We start from the raw sequence: 16,529 nt of genomic DNA on the forward strand, positions 1-16,529 counted from the left end.
GGTCATGATTGGAATCCCAGCAGTTTGGCGGACAACGCGGTCAGGATTTCGGTGGTGCCGCCGCCGATGCCCAGGATCCTCATGTCCCGGTATTGGCGTTCGACCTCGGATTCGGCCATGTAGCCCATGCCGCCGAACAGCTGCACGGCCTGGTTGGCAACCCATTCGCCGGCCTCCACGGCCGTGTTCTTGGCGAAGCACACCTGCGGGATCAGATTCGTCTCACCGGCCAGCTGGCGTTCCACCACGTTGCGCGAATACACCCGGGCGACGTCGATGCGGCGGGCCATCTCGGCCAGCGTGTTCTGGACCGACTGGCGCGAAATCAGCGGCCGGCCGAACGTCTCGCGGTCGCGACACCACTGCACCGTCAAGTCCAGGCACCGCTGCGCACTCGAATACGCTTGTGCGGCAAGGCCGATCCGCTCGGAGACGAAGGCCTGGGCTATTTGGGCGAACCCGGTGTTCTCGGCGCCGACCAGGTTGGACACCGGTACCCGGACGTCGGTGTAGGACAGCTCGGCGGTGTCCGAGGAGCGCCAGCCCATCTTGTCCAGCTTGCGCGTCACCTCGAACCCGGGAGTGCCCTTCTCGACCACCAGCAACGAAACCCCTGCCGCCCCAGGGCCGCCGGTGCGCACCGCGGTCACCACATAGTCGGCACGCACCCCGGAGGTGATGTAGGTCTTGGCGCCGTTGACGATGTAGTGATCACCGTCGCGTACCGCGGAGGTCCGCAGGTGACCGACGTCCGAACCGCCGCCCGGCTCGGTGATGGCCAGCGAACCGATCTTCTCGCCGGCCAGCGTGGGCCGGACGAACTCCTCGATGAGCCGCTGATCCCCGGAGGCGATCATGTGCGGCACCGCGATGCCGCAGGTGAACAACGACGCGAACACCCCGCCCGGCGCTCCGGCCTGATGCATCTCCTCGCAAATGATGACCGCGTCGGCGCCGTCGCCGCCCCCGCCGCCGACCGATTCGGGAAAGCCGGCGCCCAACAGCCCGGCCGCCCCGGCGCTGCGGTGCAATTCGCGGGGCAGCTCGCCGCTGCGCTCCCACTCGTCGACGTGCGGCAGGATCTCGCGTTCGGCGAACGAGCGCACCGTCTTTCGCAGTTGTTCGCGCTCGGGGGTGGTCCACAGATTCACAGCAGGCTCTCCGGGATGTCGAGGTAGCGGCCGCGCAGCCATTCGCCCAGCCCCTTGGCTTGCGGGTCGAACCGGGCTTGATAGGCGACACCCTGTCCGAGGATGCCGTCGATGACGAAGTTGACCGCGCGCAGGTTGGGCAGCAGGTGGCGGGTGATGGCGAACTCGGCGGCCTCGGGCAGCAGCTCGGTGAGCCGCTCGACGGTCAACGTGTGGGCCAGCCAGCGCCACTGCTCGTCGGTGCGGACCCAGACCCCGACGTTGGCCGAGCCGCCCTTGTCTCCGCTGCGGGCCCCGGCGATAGTACCCAGCGGCGCGCGGCGCACCGGGCCGTCCGGCAGTGGTTCGGGCAGCGCCGGGTCATCGACCGGCGCCAACTCCAAAGTATCGGTGGCGCAAGGAATGTCGACCCGGGTGCCGTCGGCGTGCACCGCGATGTGCGGCACCTTATCGGCGTCGACATAGCCGGCGGTGAACACGCCGTACACCTGGCCGTCGCCCGGCGGGGCGGTGACGTGAAATCCCGGATAGCTGGCGAGTGCCAATTCGACTGCGGCCGAGGAGAATTGGCGCCCGACGTTGGCCGGGTCGGGATCGCGGACGACGCAGTGCAGCAGGGCGCTGGCGGCCTCTTCGGTGTCGGCGTCGAGATGGTCGGTGCGGGCCAGCGACCACTGCAGCTCCGCGGGTTTGACCGTCAACGCGGACTGCAGCTGCCGACGCACCAGCTCGGCCTTGGCCTCGATGTCCAGGCCGGTCAGCACGAAGGTCATCGAGTTGCGGAATCCGCCGATGCTGTTCAGCGACACCTTGTAGGTGGGCGGCGGCGGCTCACCGCGCACGCCGCTGATGCGCACCCGGTCGGGGCCGTCGGAGGACAGCTCGACGGTGTCCATCCGCGCGGTGACGTCGGGGTTGGCGTAGCGCGCGCCGGTGATCTCGTACAGCAGTTGCGCGGTGACGGTGTCGACGCTGACCAGCCCGCCGGTGCCCGGATGCTTGGTGATCACCGAGGAGCCGTCGGCGTGCACCTCGGCCAGCGGGAAACCCGCGTGGGTCAGGTCGGGCACCTCGGTGAAGAAGGAATAGTTGCCGCCGGTGGCCTGCACCCCGCACTCGATGACGTGGCCGGCCACCACCGCCCCGGCGAGCCGGTCGTAGTCGCCGCGTTCCCAGCCGAAGTGCGCCGTGGCCGCCCCGACGATCACCGAGGCGTCGGTGACCCGGCCGGTGACGACGACGTCGGCGCCGTCGCCCAGGCAGTCGACGATGCCCCAGGCGCCCAGGTAGGCGTTGGCGGTCAGCGGGCTGCCCAGCCCCAGCTCGGCGGCGCGCGCCAGCAGGTCGTCGCCCTCGACGTGGGCGACCCGGACGTCGAGGCCGAGCCGGGCGGCGAGGTCGCGGATCGCGTCGGCCAGGCCGGCCGGGTTGAGTCCGCCGGCGTTGGCCACGATGCGGACCCCGCGGTCGCGGGCCTCGCCCAGGCAGTCCTCGAGTTGGGTCAGGAAGGTCTTGGCGTAGCCGCGCTCGGGGTGCTTCATCCGATCGCGGCCCAGGATCAGCATGGTCAGTTCGGCCAGGTAGTCGCCGGTGAGGTAGTCCACCTCGCCGCCGGTCAGCATCTCGCGCATGGCCGACAGCCGGTCGCCGTAGAACCCGGAGCAGTTCGCGATGCGGACCGCTCCCGGATCGCCGGGAGGACCGGAAGGAGAGGCCATGCGTGTCCTCCATTCGTGGGCGTACCGGTGACCGCGAACCAACCAACCAACCGGTAGGTTATCGGGTACCGCCGGTGTCACGTCAAGGACGGTCGATCGTCGGCGGGCGTCGTTTTGGTGACCAGCAGGCCAACGACTATCCTGATGTCCAATCGTCGCACGTTCGGCCCGACCGGCCACGCCGCGCGACATGCCCGTTCAAGCCCCCGACCGAGGAGTTAGGCCCGACCATGGCCGTACCCAAGCGCAGAATGTCGCGCGCGAACACCCGTAGCCGGCGCGCGCAGTGGAAGGCGGAGAAGACCGAGCTCGTCGGTGTGACGGTGGCAGGTCAGCGGCACAAGGTGCCGCGCCGGCTGCTCAAGGCGGCCCGTCTCGGCCTGATCGATCTCGACCGCCGCTGACCTTGATGGCGGCGCGCCTCTCAGGTCAGTCTCAGGCGGTGGGACGAAACTAGGGGCCGTGCGAATACTGGTCGTCGACGACGATCGCGCGGTGCGCGAGTCGTTACGCAGGTCGTTGTCCTTCAACGGCTACTCCGTCGAGTTGGCACATGACGGGGTCGAGGCTCTCGACATGATCGCGAGCGATCGCCCCGACGCGCTCGTCCTGGATGTGATGATGCCGCGACTGGATGGCCTCGAGGTGTGCCGTCAGCTGCGCAGCACCGGTGACGACCTGCCCATCCTGGTGCTGACGGCCCGCGATTCGGTCTCCGAGCGGGTGGCCGGGCTGGACGCCGGCGCCGACGACTACCTGCCCAAGCCGTTCGCCCTGGAAGAACTGCTGGCCCGGATGCGGGCGCTGCTGCGCCGCACCAAGCCCGAGGACGACGCCGAATCCGTGGCGATGACGTTCTCCGATCTGACGCTGGACCCGGTGACCCGGGAGGTCACCCGCGGGCAGCGCCGGATCAGCCTGACGCGCACCGAGTTCGCACTGCTGGAAATGCTGATCGCCAACCCGCGCCGGGTGCTCACCCGCAGCCGCATCCTCGAAGAGGTCTGGGGCTTCGACTTCCCCACCTCGGGCAATGCGCTGGAGGTGTACGTCGGCTACCTGCGCCGCAAAACCGAAGCCGACGGCGAGCCGCGGCTGATCCACACGGTGCGCGGGGTGGGTTACGTGCTTCGGGAGACGCCGCCGTGACGAGCCGCCCGCCGCGATGATCCGGTTGCACCGGCCCCAGCGCCCCCCGCTGCGCGCGCCCCTGCGCGCCACCCCCTCGCTGTCGCTGCGATGGCGGGTGATGCTGCTGGCCATGTCGATGGTGGCCATGGTCGTGGTGCTGATGGCGTTCGCCGTCTACGCCGTGATTTCGGCCGCCCTCTACAGCGACATCGACAACCAACTGCAGAGCCGGGCGCAACTGCTGATCGCCAGCGGCTCGTTGGCCGCCGACCCCGGCAAGGCGATCGAGGGCACCGCCTATTCGGACGTCAACGCGATGCTGGTGAACCCCGGCCACGCCATCTACACCGCCCAGCAGCCGGGTCAGACGCTGCCGGTGGGGTCGCCGGAAAAGGCGGTCATCCACGGCGAACTGTTCATGTCGCGGCGCACCGCGGGCGATCAGCGCATCCTGGCCGTGCATCTGCAGAACGGCACGTCGTTGTTGATCTCCAAGAGCCTCAAGCCGACCGAGGCGGTGATGAACAAACTGCGGTGGGTGCTGCTGATCGTCGGAGGTGTCGGCGTGGCCGTCGCGGCGGTGGCGGGCGGCATGGTCACCCGGGCCGGGTTGCGCCCGGTGGCCCGCCTGACCGAAGCGGCCGAGCGGGTGGCACGCACCGACGACCTGCGACCCATCCCGGTGTTCGGCAGCGACGAATTGGCCAGGCTCACCGAGTCGTTCAACCTGATGCTGCGGGCGCTGGCCGAGTCCCGGGAGCGACAGGCCCGGCTGGTCACCGACGCCGGACACGAATTGCGCACCCCGCTGACGTCGCTGCGCACCAACGTCGAGCTGCTGATGGCCTCGATGGAGCCGGGCGCCCCGCGGCTGCCCGAGCAGGAGATGGTCGAGCTGCGCGCCGATGTGCTCGCCCAGATCGAGGAATTGTCAACGCTGGTAGGCGATTTGGTGGACCTCACCCGTGACGACGCCGGGCAGGTGGTGCACGAGCCGGTCGACATGTCCGATGTGATCGATCGGAGCCTGGAGCGAGTCAGGCGGCGGCGCAACGACATTCACTTCGACGTCGATGTGACGCCATGGCAGATGTACGGCGACGCAGCCGGGTTGTCGCGTGCGGTGCTCAACCTGTTGGACAACGCGGCCAAGTGGAGCCCGCCCGGCGGGCACGTCGGCGTCACGATGCGCCAGCTCGACCCGTCGCACGCCGAGCTGGTGGTCTCCGACCACGGGCCCGGCATTCCGCCGCAGGAGCGCCGGCTGGTGTTCGAGCGGTTCTACCGCTCGACGTCGGCGCGGGCCATGCCCGGCTCCGGGCTGGGGCTGGCCATCGTCAAGAAGGTCGTGCTCAACCACGGCGGCATGCTGCGCGTCGAGGACACGGTGCCGGGCGGCCAGCCGCCGGGCACCTCCTTCTATGTGCTGCTGCCGGGGCGGCCGCTGCCGCCGGCCGGCCACTCGACGCCCGCCGGCGAGTCGGAAACCGACCAGGCGGAGGCCGCCACCGACCCCGCCGTACCGGTGGCCGGGGACACGGCGAACTCTCGGGAATCGGCGAACGTTATCTCAGTGGACTCTCAGTCCGCGCGGGCAAGGTAGGTCTGCGGCTACTGTTAAACCCAGCCGAGCCGAGCCCACCGCGAGCCGAAACGCCGAGATAGAGGAAGAGCGACTTAGCGACATGACGAATGACCCGAGGTATTCGCCACCGCCGCAGCAGCAGCCGGGATACCCGCCCGCGCCGAATCAGACTGCGCCCGTCCCGAGCCACGCGGGCTCCTCAGGCTATGCCCAGGGGCAGCAGCCCTACCAGCAGCAATTCGACTGGCGCTATCGGTCGCAGCCCTCGCAAGCCACCCAGTTCCGCTCGCCCTACGAGCCCTTCGGCAACGCCGGGCCGGGACGCGTCCCCGGCGGCACCGGCACCGGTCCGCTGCCCGGCATGCACCCCGGGATGCCCGGCCCGCCGGAACCTCAAAAGCGTTCTCGCGCAGGGCTTTTGACCGTGGGAGCGGTCGCCATCGCGGTGGTGTCGGCCGGCATCGGCGGTGCCGCGGCAACGGCCGTCGAAATGGGCACCCACGCAACGGGCAGCGGCGGCGGGCGCATCGCCGGGGCGGCGCCGAGCGTCCCGGCGGCGAACATGCCGCCGGGCAGTGTCGAGCAGGTGGCGGCCAAGGTGGTGCCCAGCGTGGTGATGCTGGAGACCGATCTAGGCCGTCAGTCCGAGGAGGGCTCCGGCATCATCCTGTCGACCGACGGGCTGATCCTGACCAACAACCACGTCGTCGCGGCCGCGGCGGGACCGCCCAAGGGTCCCGCGGCGCCCCCGGTGGTCCCGCTGCCGCCCGGCGGCCCGGGCGGTGGTCCCGGCGCCGGCACCCCGAAGACGACGGTCACCTTCTCCGACGGCCGCACCGCGCCGTTCACGGTGGTCGGTGCCGACCCCACCAGCGATATCGCCGTCATCCGGGTGCAGGGCATGTCCGGGCTCACCCCCATCTCGCTGGGGTCGTCGTCGGACCTGCGGGTCGGTCAGCCGGTGGTGGCGATCGGGTCGCCGCTGGGTCTCTCCGGCACGGTGACCACCGGGATCGTCAGCGCCCTGAACCGGCCGGTGTCCACCACCGGTGAGTCCGGCAACCAGAACACCGTGCTGGACGCCATCCAGACCGACGCCGCGATCAACCCCGGCAACTCCGGGGGAGCGTTGGTCAACATGAACGGCCAACTGGTGGGCGTGAACTCGGCCATCGCCACGCTGGGCGCCGACTCGCCGGACGCGCAGAGCGGCTCGATCGGGCTGGGCTTCGCGATCCCGGTCGACCAGGCCAAGCGGATCGCCGACGAGCTGATCGCCACCGGCAAGGCGTCACATGCCTCGCTGGGCGTGCAGGTGACCAACGACAAGGGCACCCCGGGCGCCAAGGTCGTCGACGTGGTGTCGGGCGGTGCGGCCGCCAGCGCCGGCCTGCCCAAGAACGTGGTCGTCACCAAGGTCGACGACCGCCCGATCAACAGCGCCGACGCGTTGGTCGCCGCCGTGCGGTCCAAAGCGCCGGGCGACAAGATCACGTTGACGTTCTCCGATCCCGCCGGCGGCGGCAGCCGGACTTTGCCGGTCACCCTGGGAAAGGCGGACCAGTAGTGAGAGTGGACGAACCCTCGGCGGCGGGATTGTCGGAGCTCGGATATACGGTTGCACCCATGGAAACGGGCGCGGAGTTGGTAGTTGGCCGGGCACTGGTCGTGGTGGTCGACGATCGCACCGCCCACGGGGACGAGGACCACAGCGGGCCGCTGGTGACCGAGCTGCTCACCGAGGCGGGATTCGTCGTCGACGGTGTGGTCGCCGTCGCCGCCGACGAGGTCGAGATCCGCAACGCGCTCAACACCGCGGTGATCGGCGGGGTGGACCTGGTCGTCTCCGTCGGCGGGACGGGCGTCACCCCGCGTGACGTCACCCCGGAGGCCACCCGGGAGATCCTCGATCGCGAAATCCTCGGCATCGCCGAGGCCATCCGCGGCTCGGGGCTGTCCGCCGGCATCATCGACGCCGGTTTGTCACGCGGACTGGCCGGGGTGTCCGGCAGCACGCTGGTGGTCAACCTGGCCGGCTCCCGCTATGCGGTGCGCGACGGTATGGCGACGCTGAATCCGTTGGCGGCCCAGATCATCGGGCAGTTGTCGAGCCTGGAGATCTAGACCCGGGCTGCCCGGCGCCGGTCGTTACGACTCGGCCTCCGCGCGCGGCCCGTACTCCGGTGGGGGCGTGGTGCTCACGCTGCCGTGCTTGCCCGACGAGTCGCCGTTGGTCTGCGCGAGCAGATCGCGGATCTCGGTGAGCAGAACCACCTGGGCGTCGTCGGCCGGCTCGACCTCACCCCGCTTGCGCAGCGTCGTGTAGGGCAACACGACCAGGAAGTACACCACCGCGGCGATGATCACGAAGTTGATCGCGGCGGACAGCACGTTGTTCAGGTCGATGGTCTGCCCGCCGCCGATGCTGATCCGCAGGATGCCGATGTCGGACTTCTGGTTGACGCCGATGCGGTTGATCAACGGCTTGATGATGCTGTCGGTGAATGTCGTGACCAATGCGGTGAACGCGGTACCGATGACCACCGCTGTGGACAGGTCGATGATGTTGCCCCGCGAGAGAAACTCCTTGAACCCTTTGAGCATTGGCGATGGCCTTTCTGGGACTGGACAGAGTTTGCTGTCGGCCAGGTGATCCCCCGCGGACAGGCGCTCAGTGCAGGGTGAGTGTCACCGTCTGGCCGAGCGCCGCGCCTGCCACCGTGTTCGCCACCCCAGCCGGTAGCGCAACCAACACTACGCGGTCGGCACCGGCGGCCTGAATCTTTTCCCGGGCCGACACCAGCACCACGACGGCGTCGGTGGCCAGCACCTTGGGCGCGGCGTGGGTCGTCTCCGCCGAGGTGTTGGCCGGCGCGGCCAGCACGTCGACCACGTCCCCGGGCCGCACCAGGTCGATCAGCGCGCCGTCCGCCGGGTGCAGCGGCACGATGCGCGCGCCCGCTGCCGCTTTGGACCCGACGGCCGCCTCGGCCAGTCGACTGCCCAGCAGTCGCACGTCGGTGAGCACCTCGCCGCGTCGCGCCGGGCCGGCCAGTGTGGAACCCAGCACCGCGCCGATCTCGGCGGGTGATCCCTCGGGAACCGTTGCGGCCAAACGCTTTTCGAGACGGACATCGGCGGCGGTCAACGCGGCGCCCGGGCGCAGGTCGTGCTCGGCCACCACTACCGGCGCATAGTCACCGGCGGGATCGGACCGCAGCGCGGCGATCGCGGCCAACACCACCAGGGCGCCGGCCGCGATCCGGCGGGCCAGCACGGTGCGCGTCCAGTCCGGCCGCAGCCACACCGACAGCCGGCTCAATACGCTTGGGTTCAGCGAGGATTCGCCCACGCCGCAACGGTAGGCGCGGCGCGGCGCCCGGGTCGGCGCTCGGCGGCGCCGCTGTGGATAACCGTCAGCCGGCCGCGGCGGCGGCCGGCGCGGGGCTGCTGGCGGCCTTCTCGCCCGAGCCGGACTTGGCGCTCGAGCCGGAGCTGTCGCTCGTCGACGAGCTCGAGTCGCTCGAGGAGGAGCCGTTGGTCGACCCCGCGGGCTTCTTGCCGGACTCCCTGCTATCGGTGCGGTAGAAGCCGCTGCCCTTGAACACCACGCCGACGGAGTTGAAGCGCTTGCGCAGCCGCCCGGAGCAGTGCTTGCACGTGGTCAGCGCGTCGTCGGTGAAGGCCTGCACGATGTCGAAGCGATCGTCGCACTCGGTGCACTGATAGCTGTAAGTCGGCACGTAAACCTCCGGATGGTCGCAAACCTTGTTAGCACTCTAGCGTGTCAAGTGCTAGAACCGCCAGGTGACGCGGTCTCATTCCCGAGACGACCGAGACGACCGAGACGTCAGCGGGCGCCGAGGGTGACCAACCCGCGGTGCGGCGTCAGCGCGTGGGTCATCGGGACGTCGTGCGGCTCGGCCGGTAGCTCGTCGAGCAGTTCCGCGTCGCGCACCAGCGCGACCAGCCGCGCCCGCGGATCGCGGTCGCCCAGCGAGCGGTCGTAGAACCCCCGGCCCCGGCCCAGGCGCACCCCGCGGCGGTCCACGGCCAGCGCCGGCACCAGCACCAGGGCCGCGTCGGCCAGCGCCGATGCGGGCAGCCACGGCTGCGCCGGCTCGAGCAGCCCCCACCGCCCGGTGGTCAGGGTGCCGGGCCGGTATTCGCCCCAGCACAGCGGCAGCGGGGTGTCGTCGGCGGCGGTGCGGGCAACCGGCAGCAGCACCCGCCCGGCCCGCCGCAGCAACATGTCCAGCATCTCGACGGAGCCCGGCTCGGCGCCCACCGGCACGTAGGCGCACACGGTGCTGCCGCTGGTCACCATGAACTCCAGCTGTTCGCGCAGCATTCGCGCCTCAGCGGCGCGAACGTCGTCGGCAACGCGGCGCCGGGCGGCGAGCAGCCGTTCGCGCAGGGCGGCCTTGCCGGTGGTGGCCATGGGTAAACCATGACAGCCCGGTCTTCGCCTGCGCCACATCCACTCGGCAAAGTCGATGCGGGTTATCGTGTGAACGATGTCATGCCCAAACGTGGTGGTGCCACGCACGGCGATTGTGCCCGCCGCCGGCCTCGGTACCCGATTCCTGCCCGCGACCAAGACGGTCCCCAAAGAGCTGCTGCCCGTGGTCGATACCCCCGGGATCGAGCTCGTCGCCGCCGAGGCGGCCGAGGCCGGCGCCGAACGCCTGGTGATCGTCACCTCGGAGGGCAAGGACGGTGTCGTCGCGCACTTCGTCGAGGACCTGGTGCTCGAGAGCACGCTGGAGGAGCGCGGCAAAACCGCGATGCTGGACAAGGTTCGGCGGGCGCCGCGGCTGATCAAAGTCGAGTCGGTGGTGCAGAGCGAGCCGCTGGGACTGGGCCACGCGATCGGGTGTGTGGAACCGCGGCTGGCCGACGACGAGGACGCGGTCGCGGTGCTGCTGCCCGACGACCTGGTGCTGCCGACCGGTGTGCTGGGGACCATGTCGAAGGTGCGGGCGCACTACGGCGGCACGGTGTTGTGCGCCATCGAGGTGACGCCCGAGGAGATCAGTGCCTACGGCGTCTTCGACGTCGAGCCGGTGCCCGACGACGATCCGGACGTGCTGCGGGTCAAGGGCATGGTCGAGAAGCCGAAGGCCGAGGACGCGCCGTCGATGTTCGCCGCGGCGGGCCGCTACGTGCTCGACCGCGCCATCTTCGACGCGTTGCGCCGCATCGACCGCGGCGCCGGCGGCGAGGTCCAGCTGACCGACGGGATCGCGCTGCTGATCTCCGAGGGCCACCCGGTGCACGTGGTCGTGCACCGCGGATCTCGACACGACTTGGGAAATCCTGGCGGCTACCTCAAGGCTGCGGTTGACTTTGCATTGGACCGTGACGACTACGGCCCGGACTTGCGGCAGTGGTTGGTGGCGCGGTTAGGCCTGTCCGAGCAGTAACCGGGCCGGCAGGCGACGGCGGGTCGGCGCAACGCCAAGCGGTCCCGGGCGGGGATGCCCCGCCCGCGCAGTGGGCGGGTCGTGCGCCACGCAGCGCCCGCCGGATTTGAGGGCAGAGAGGCGCGCTGTGCGTTCGGTGGAAGAGCAGCAGGCCCGGATCACGGCTGCCGCGGTGGCGCCGCGGCCGATACGTGTGGCGATCGCCGAGGCGCAGGGCCTGATGTGCGCCGAGGAAGTGGTCACCGAACGCCCGATGCCCGGTTTCGATCAGGCCGCGATCGACGGCTACGCGGTGCGCAGCGTCGACGTGCTCGGCGTCGGCGAGGTGGGCGCCGAGGGCCTGCCCGCGCCGCTCGACGACTCGGTCGACGACGCGCGCGACGGGCTGGTGCTGCCGGTGATGGGAACCGTCGAGGCAGGGTCGCGCACCCCCAGTCGGTTGCAGCCGCGGCAGGCCGTCCGGGTGCAAACCGGCGCCCCGCTGCCCACGCTGGCCGACGCGGTGCTGCCGCTGGGGTGGACCGACGGCGGGACGCAGCGGGTGCGGATCTACCGGGGCGCGCCCTCGGGCGCCTACGTGCGCCGAGCCGGCGACGACGTCCAGCCCGGCGACGTCGCGGTGCGCGCCGGAGCGGTGATCGGGGCGGCCCAGGTCGGGCTGCTGGCCGCGGTCGGCCGCGAGCGGGTGCTGGTGCATCCGCGGCCGCGGGTGACGATCATGGCGCTGGGCGGAGAACTGGTCGACATCTCGCGCACCCCGGGAAACGGGCAGGTCTACGACGTCAACTCCTATGCGCTGGCAGCGGCGGCCCGCGACGCCGGGGCGGAGGTCAACCGGATCGGGATCGTCGGCGGCGGCCCCAGGGAACTGCGCGACATCGTCGAGGGCCAGATCAACCGCGCCGAGGTGATCGTGATCGCCGGCGCGGTCGGTGGCGCCGCGGCCGAAGCGGTGCGCCAGGTGCTGTCCGAGCTCGGGGAGATCGAGGTGGTCCGGGTCGCCATGCACCCGGGCTCCATCCAGGGTTTTGGGCAGCTGGGCCGCGAGGGCGTTCCGACCTTCCTGTTGCCCGCCAATCCGGTGAGCGCGCTGGTGGTGTTCGAGGTGATGGTCCGCCCGCTGATCCGGTTGTCGCTGGGCAAGCGCCAGCCGATGCGCCGCATCGTGCAGGCCCGCACGCTGTCGCCCATCACGTCGGTGGCCGGGCGCAAGGGCTATCTGCGCGGCCAGCTGATGCGCGATCAGGACAGCGGCGAGTATCTGGTGCAGGCGCTGGGCGGCGCCCCGGGCGCGTCGTCGCACCTGCTGGCCACCCTCGCCGAAGCCAACTGCCTGGTGGTGGTGCCCAGCGGGGCCGAGCAGATCCGCACCGGCGAGATCGTCGACGTCGCCTTCTTGGCTCAGCGCGGCTGAGCGGAACGACTGCACACATCGTGAACCTGTTGCGCAACAATTCCCGTCATCCCGGTTGGCCGATGAGTGTCGGCCCGCTGCGGGTGCCGGCCGGGGTGGTCCGGTTGCGGGCGGTCCGGCTGCGCGACGGCGCGCAGTGGAGCCGGATCCGGCTGGCCGATCGGGCGCATCTGGAACCGTGGGAGCCCAGCGCTGAGGGCGATTGGACGACCCGGCACGCGGTGGCCGCCTGGCCGGCGCTGTGCTCGGGCCTGCGCGCCGAGGCGCGCCAGGGCCGGATGCTGCCCTACGTCATCGAGCTCGACGGGCGCTTCTGCGGCCAGCTGACCATCGGCAACGTCACTCACGGGGCGTTGCGGTCGGCGTGGATCGGCTACTGGGTACCGCGCTCGGCCACCGGCGGCGGGGTGGCCACCGCAGCCCTGGCGCTGGGTCTCGACCACTGCTTCGGCCCGGTCATGTTGCATCGGGTGGAGGCCACCGTGCGTCCGGAGAACGCCGCGAGCCGGGCCGTGCTGGCGAAAGTCGGGTTCCGCCAGGAGGGCCTATTGCAGCGCTACCTCGAGGTCGACAAGGCCTGGCGGGACCATCTGTTGATGGCGATCACGGTCGAGGAGGTCAGCGGATCGGTGGCGTCGACGCTGGTCCGCGCCGGTAACGCGAGCTGGGTGTGACGGCCGGGGCCTAGTAGGGCGGCGTTACGGCGACGCGCCGGTGGCGGCCGAAACGTTGCCCATCTGGGACTAGCGCGACACGAGTGACTAGTGGTGCTTGTGAGAGGCAAATTACAGGTGTGTAATTGTCCTGGTCATCACGACCCGGCCGCGTTGGCCACCGATGGGCTTCGCGGGGGATGGGAACCGAAGAGAGCAGGTCATCATGCCAAGCATCCCGCAGTCGTTGTTGTGGATATCGCTCGTGGTGCTGTGGCTGTTCGTCTTGGTGCCGATGCTGGTCAGCAAACGCGACGCGGTGCGCCGCACCAGCGATGTGGCGCTGGCGACCCGAGTCCTCAACGGCGGGGCCAACTCTCGGCTGGTCAAGCGCGGCGGGCCGGCCGCCGGGCACCGCAGCGATCCCCACTGGACGCGACCGGAAGACTCCGACGCCGACCTCGACGAGGAGCACGACGTCGCCGCGGACGAGCCCGGTGACCAGGACGACGACGCCGACACCGACGAGCTGAGCCGCCGGCGGCCGGTGGTCATGAGGATGGCCACCGCCGAACCCGCCGAGCCCGACTATCTGGACGTCGACGTGGTCGAGGATTCCGCCGCACTTCCGGTGGGCGCCAGCGGTTCCGCGGCCGAGAACAACGACGAGCAGCCGGCCGAGGACGACGACGTCGACACCGAGGCGGTTGCCAAGGGCGGCGACGAGCAGGACAGCTATGAGTACGTCGACGACTCGTCCGGCCTGGAGGAGCCTGCCGCCGAGGGCGACGAGGCCGACGAGGAGGCGCCGGCGCCGATGCCGCGCAACGCCTCGCGGCGGCGCCGGTTCGACACCAAGACCGCCGCCGCGGTCAGCGCCCGTAAATACGCCTTCCGCAAGCGGGTGCTGATGGCGATGGCGGTCGTGTTGGTCGGCTCGGCCACCGCGGCGTTCAAGATCTCGCCGACGGCGTGGTGGGTCTGCGGCGCCGCGACCACCGTGACCCTGCTCTACCTGGGCTATCTGCGCCGCCAGACGCGCATCGAGGAGAAGGTGCGCCGGCGCCGCATGCAGCGGATGGCGCGGGCGCGGCTCGGCGTCGAGAACGCCTATGACCGCGACTACGACGTGGTGCCGTCGCGGCTGCGGCGCCCGGGCGCGGTGGTGCTCGAGATCGACGACGAGGACCCGATCTTCGAGCACCTGGAGTACGCGATGCCGATGCGGACGTTCGGTTGGCCCAGGGACTTGCCGCGCGCCGTCGGCGAATAGTGCTCGCGGTTTCGGCAGTTGCTGCCGCGGCTGGTAGCCTGCTTAGCGATCAGGGGCTATGGCGCAGTTGGTAGCGCGACTCGTTCGCATCGAGTAGGTCAGGGGTTCGAATCCCCTTAGCTCCACAAAGTTTGAGCAGGTCAGAACGTATCGGTTCCGCCAGCGCACTTGCGTCGTCCGAGAGGCCGGAAGGCCGTGTCCAGTCGGTCTGCTACGTCATCCAAGTCTTCGTCGAACATATCGGTGTAGGTGTCGAGGGTCATAGAAGCTTTCGCGTTTTCCAGCATCCGCCATACGGCCTTTCCGTTCCGCCCGCACACTAACGGCGAGACTGGCTGCCGTGTGCCGGAGGTCGTGGGGAGTGATGGTTGGGAAGGTGCTGTCTTGGGCCTGGCATTTCACAACAACGGGACGGAACACTCGGGCACGCCAATTGGAGTTCCTCAAAACCCCGCCCCGCAGGTCGGTGAACACAAGCTCATCCCGTCCTTTGCCGATCATCAACGCGGCAAGCTCCGTGGCAAGCGCAGCAGGGAATGGGGCGGAGCGCCGCTCCCAAGACTTCGGCGTACTCCACTGCAATCCGCCCGATTGAATCGCCCCTGGAAATCCCGGAGGCTCCTGACCTTGGAAACGAGGATGCAGGTATGCCCACGGAACCGTCGTCAGGGAAGAAGCCGACCAGTCGCAGGTATAGCCCGGAGGAGAAGGCCGCCGCGGTGCGGATGGTCCGTGCGTTGCGCGCTGAGCTAGGCACCGAGCAGGGCACTGTCTCGCGGGTGGCCCGTCAGCTCGGCTATGGGGTGGAGTCGGTGCGCTCGTGGGTGGGCCAGGCCGACATCGATGACGGCTATTCACCGGGGGTCTCCACCGCGGAGTCGCAGCGCATCAAGGATCTCGAACAGGAGAACCGAGAACTTAAGCGCGCCAACGAAATACTGAAACGAGCGGCCAGTTTCTTCGGGGCGGAGCTCGATCGCCAACACAAGAAATAGTCGCTTTCATCGACGCCCACCGCGACGAGTTCGGGGTCGAGCCCATCATCACCGTCCTGCGCACGCAGGGGTGTCGGTGGCTCCGAGCACCTACTACGACACCAAGACCCGGCCCCTGTCGGCGAGGGCCCAACGCGATGCGGTCTTGGGGCCGGTGCTGCGGCAGCTCTGGGAGGACAATTACTGTGTCTACGGGGCCCGCAAGTTGTGGAAAGCCGCACGTCGGGCCGGCCACGACGTCGGCCGCGACCAAGTGGCCCGGCTGATGGGCACCGCGGGCATCCAAGGGGTGCGTCGCGGCAAACGAGTGCGCACCGCCAAACCCGACCTGACAGCGGCGCGACATCCCGATCTGGTCAAGCGGAAGTTCACCGCGACCGCGCCAACCAGTTGTGGGTGACCGATCTGACGTTCGTGCCGACCTGGGCCGGGGTGGCCTACGTGTGCTTTATCGTCGACGCCTACTCCCGCATGATCGTCGGGTGGCGGGTGGCTTCGCATATGCGGACAACGATGGTCCTTGACGCGTTGGAAATGGCCCGATGGTCTCGCGGAAACACATTGCCCGACTTGACATGTCACTCCGACGCCGGATCGCAGTTCAATTCTATCCGCTACAGTTACGGTGAGCGGCTCGCCGAGATCGGCGCGGCGCCCTCGATTGGCACCATCGGGGACAGCTTCGACAACGCACTGGCCGAAACCGTTAACGGCTATTACAAGGCTGAGCTGATCTACGGACCAGCCCGCACCGGGCCCTGGAAGACCGTCGAGGACGTCGAGCTGGCCACCCTGGGCTGGGTCTACTGGCACAACACCAGTCGCCTCCACAGCTACCTCGCAGACGTTCCTCCGACCGAGTTCGAAGCCACGTTCTACGATGCACAACGGACCGGCCAACCCCTGGCCGAAATCCAATAGTTCGAGTCTCCATCAGAACCAGGGCGATTCAGTGATCACACCGCCCAACATATTTCCGAAACGTGGGTCGCTCGAAGCCGCGCAAGAGCGGTCGCCGAGCTACTGGGAGGTCAGGGATTTCGCCCCGCCCCTCCCTTCGCCCACCGCAGGGGAGAATCCCCGGCAGCATCGGCATCCGTCGTGGAGGTGGCGCTTGTGGCAACGACCTCACTGTGTCGACACCGCGTACGCGGGAAACGGTGAAATACCGCCCGGGTATCTC

Annotated in this window: 17 protein-coding genes, 1 tRNA gene, 1 pseudogene and 1 other annotated feature; of the genes and pseudogenes, 13 read left to right on the forward strand and 6 right to left on the reverse strand. The window is 69.5% G+C overall.

What is annotated here, in order from left to right:
- Nucleotides 1-2 precede the first annotated feature (2 nt).
- Complete coding sequence (locus tag H7I87_RS26825) at nucleotides 3-1,151, reverse strand: acyl-CoA dehydrogenase family protein (protein ID WP_011723936.1); 1,149 nt, start codon at nucleotides 1,149-1,151, stop codon at nucleotides 3-5.
- Nucleotides 1,148-2,869 (reverse strand): acyclic terpene utilization AtuA family protein, encoded by a 1,722-nt coding sequence (locus H7I87_RS26830; RefSeq protein ID WP_033726616.1) that lies wholly within the window; start codon nucleotides 2,867-2,869, stop codon nucleotides 1,148-1,150. Before H7I87_RS26830 ends, H7I87_RS26825 begins: the two co-directional genes overlap by 4 nt.
- 230 nt (nucleotides 2,870-3,099) lie before the next feature.
- Here H7I87_RS26830 and rpmF point away from each other — a divergent pair, with 230 nt between their 5' ends.
- From rpmF to H7I87_RS26855, 5 genes are all read left to right on the forward strand, one after another.
- Complete coding sequence (rpmF, locus tag H7I87_RS26835) at nucleotides 3,100-3,273, forward strand: 50S ribosomal protein L32 (protein WP_003872812.1); 174 nt, start codon at nucleotides 3,100-3,102, stop codon at nucleotides 3,271-3,273.
- 58 nt (nucleotides 3,274-3,331) lie between these two features.
- Entirely contained in the window at nucleotides 3,332-4,018 is a 687-nt protein-coding gene (mprA, locus tag H7I87_RS26840) for a two-component system response regulator MprA (protein ID WP_003872811.1), read from the forward strand.
- Nucleotides 4,019-4,034: 16 nt separating this feature from the next.
- Nucleotides 4,035-5,603 (forward strand): HAMP domain-containing sensor histidine kinase, encoded by a 1,569-nt coding sequence (locus H7I87_RS26845; RefSeq protein WP_023869628.1) that lies wholly within the window; start codon nucleotides 4,035-4,037, stop codon nucleotides 5,601-5,603.
- A gap of 82 nt (nucleotides 5,604-5,685) precedes the next feature.
- Nucleotides 5,686-7,152: a S1C family serine protease gene (locus tag H7I87_RS26850; RefSeq protein ID WP_033726617.1), complete on the forward strand. Its 1,467-nt coding sequence runs from the start codon at nucleotides 5,686-5,688 to the stop codon at nucleotides 7,150-7,152.
- A gap of 59 nt (nucleotides 7,153-7,211) precedes the next feature.
- Nucleotides 7,212-7,709: a MogA/MoaB family molybdenum cofactor biosynthesis protein gene (locus H7I87_RS26855; RefSeq protein ID WP_008254072.1), complete on the forward strand. Its 498-nt coding sequence runs from the start codon at nucleotides 7,212-7,214 to the stop codon at nucleotides 7,707-7,709.
- Between the two features lie 24 nt (nucleotides 7,710-7,733).
- Here the strand turns inward: H7I87_RS26855 and mscL are convergent, their stop codons facing one another.
- From mscL to H7I87_RS26875, 4 genes are all read right to left on the reverse strand, one after another.
- A complete protein-coding gene (gene mscL, locus H7I87_RS26860; RefSeq protein WP_003872807.1) occupies nucleotides 7,734-8,189 on the reverse strand; it encodes a large-conductance mechanosensitive channel protein MscL in 456 nt (151 codons plus the stop codon).
- Between the two features lie 67 nt (nucleotides 8,190-8,256).
- A complete protein-coding gene (locus H7I87_RS26865; RefSeq protein ID WP_033726618.1) occupies nucleotides 8,257-8,937 on the reverse strand; it encodes an SAF domain-containing protein in 681 nt (226 codons plus the stop codon).
- 64 nt (nucleotides 8,938-9,001) lie between these two features.
- Nucleotides 9,002-9,328: an FmdB family zinc ribbon protein gene (locus H7I87_RS26870; protein WP_003872805.1), complete on the reverse strand. Its 327-nt coding sequence runs from the start codon at nucleotides 9,326-9,328 to the stop codon at nucleotides 9,002-9,004.
- A gap of 107 nt (nucleotides 9,329-9,435) precedes the next feature.
- Nucleotides 9,436-10,026 carry a 5-formyltetrahydrofolate cyclo-ligase gene (locus H7I87_RS26875; protein ID WP_033726619.1) on the reverse strand — a complete coding sequence of 197 codons (591 nt, stop codon included), beginning with the start codon at nucleotides 10,024-10,026 and terminating at the stop codon, nucleotides 9,436-9,438.
- 76 nt (nucleotides 10,027-10,102) lie between these two features.
- Here H7I87_RS26875 and H7I87_RS26880 point away from each other — a divergent pair, with 76 nt between their 5' ends.
- The 8 genes and pseudogenes from H7I87_RS26880 to H7I87_RS26915 all read left to right on the forward strand — a co-directional run bounded on the left by H7I87_RS26880 (nucleotide 10,103) and on the right by H7I87_RS26915 (nucleotide 16,267).
- Complete coding sequence (locus H7I87_RS26880; RefSeq protein ID WP_003877502.1) at nucleotides 10,103-11,011, forward strand: UTP--glucose-1-phosphate uridylyltransferase; 909 nt, start codon at nucleotides 10,103-10,105, stop codon at nucleotides 11,009-11,011.
- Nucleotides 11,012-11,138: 127 nt separating this feature from the next.
- On the forward strand, nucleotides 11,139-12,425 hold the full coding sequence (gene glp, locus H7I87_RS26885) for a molybdotransferase-like divisome protein Glp (RefSeq protein ID WP_003872802.1): 1,287 nt from the start codon (nucleotides 11,139-11,141) through the stop codon (nucleotides 12,423-12,425).
- Nucleotides 12,426-12,445: 20 nt separating this feature from the next.
- The gene (locus H7I87_RS26890) at nucleotides 12,446-13,099 is read left to right on the forward strand and encodes a GNAT family N-acetyltransferase (protein WP_009975246.1); all 654 of its coding nucleotides are present in this window, start codon (nucleotides 12,446-12,448) and stop codon (nucleotides 13,097-13,099) included.
- A gap of 205 nt (nucleotides 13,100-13,304) precedes the next feature.
- Complete coding sequence (gene sepX / locus H7I87_RS26895) at nucleotides 13,305-14,351, forward strand: divisome protein SepX/GlpR (protein WP_019731955.1); 1,047 nt, start codon at nucleotides 13,305-13,307, stop codon at nucleotides 14,349-14,351.
- Nucleotides 14,352-14,403: 52 nt separating this feature from the next.
- Nucleotides 14,404-14,476: transfer RNA gene (locus tag H7I87_RS26900), tRNA-Ala, on the forward strand.
- Between the two features lie 522 nt (nucleotides 14,477-14,998).
- Nucleotides 14,999-15,346: an IS3 family transposase gene (locus tag H7I87_RS26905; RefSeq protein ID WP_023861832.1), complete on the forward strand. Its 348-nt coding sequence runs from the start codon at nucleotides 14,999-15,001 to the stop codon at nucleotides 15,344-15,346.
- Nucleotides 15,301-15,431, forward strand: a sequence feature (AL1L pseudoknot). It overlaps the preceding gene by 46 nt.
- Before the next feature lie 69 nt (nucleotides 15,432-15,500).
- A pseudogene (locus H7I87_RS29075) lies at nucleotides 15,501-15,593 on the forward strand (hypothetical protein); the annotation flags it as partial.
- Nucleotides 15,554-16,267, forward strand: a complete 714-nt coding sequence (locus H7I87_RS26915) for an IS3 family transposase (RefSeq protein WP_224112562.1) — start codon at nucleotides 15,554-15,556, stop codon at nucleotides 16,265-16,267. The pseudogene H7I87_RS29075 and the gene H7I87_RS26915, both read left to right, overlap by 40 nt.
- Nucleotides 16,268-16,529 lie beyond the last annotated feature (262 nt).

The organism is Mycobacterium timonense, from assembly GCF_025821985.1.
Lineage (GTDB): Bacteria > Actinomycetota > Actinomycetes > Mycobacteriales > Mycobacteriaceae > Mycobacterium > Mycobacterium avium.

What these genes read in the sequence shown, in the direction of transcription:
- H7I87_RS26830 (WP_033726616.1), bottom strand. Translation starts at nt 2,869, where the DNA reads ATGGCCTCTCCTTCCGGTCCTCCCGGCGATCCGGGAGCGGTCCGCATC.
- rpmF (WP_003872812.1), top strand. Translation starts at nt 3,100, where the DNA reads ATGGCCGTACCCAAGCGCAGAATGTCGCGCGCGAACACCCGTAGCCGG.
- H7I87_RS26845 (WP_023869628.1), top strand. Translation starts at nt 4,035, where the DNA reads ATGATCCGGTTGCACCGGCCCCAGCGCCCCCCGCTGCGCGCGCCCCTG.
- H7I87_RS26850 (WP_033726617.1), top strand. Translation starts at nt 5,686, where the DNA reads ATGACGAATGACCCGAGGTATTCGCCACCGCCGCAGCAGCAGCCGGGA.
- H7I87_RS26855 (WP_008254072.1), top strand. Translation starts at nt 7,212, where the DNA reads ATGGAAACGGGCGCGGAGTTGGTAGTTGGCCGGGCACTGGTCGTGGTG.
- mscL (WP_003872807.1), bottom strand. Translation starts at nt 8,189, where the DNA reads ATGCTCAAAGGGTTCAAGGAGTTTCTCTCGCGGGGCAACATCATCGAC.
- H7I87_RS26875 (WP_033726619.1), bottom strand. Translation starts at nt 10,026, where the DNA reads ATGGCCACCACCGGCAAGGCCGCCCTGCGCGAACGGCTGCTCGCCGCC.
- H7I87_RS26880 (WP_003877502.1), top strand. Translation starts at nt 10,103, where the DNA reads ATGTCATGCCCAAACGTGGTGGTGCCACGCACGGCGATTGTGCCCGCC.
- sepX (WP_019731955.1), top strand. Translation starts at nt 13,305, where the DNA reads ATGCCAAGCATCCCGCAGTCGTTGTTGTGGATATCGCTCGTGGTGCTG.
- H7I87_RS26905 (WP_023861832.1), top strand. Translation starts at nt 14,999, where the DNA reads ATGCCCACGGAACCGTCGTCAGGGAAGAAGCCGACCAGTCGCAGGTAT.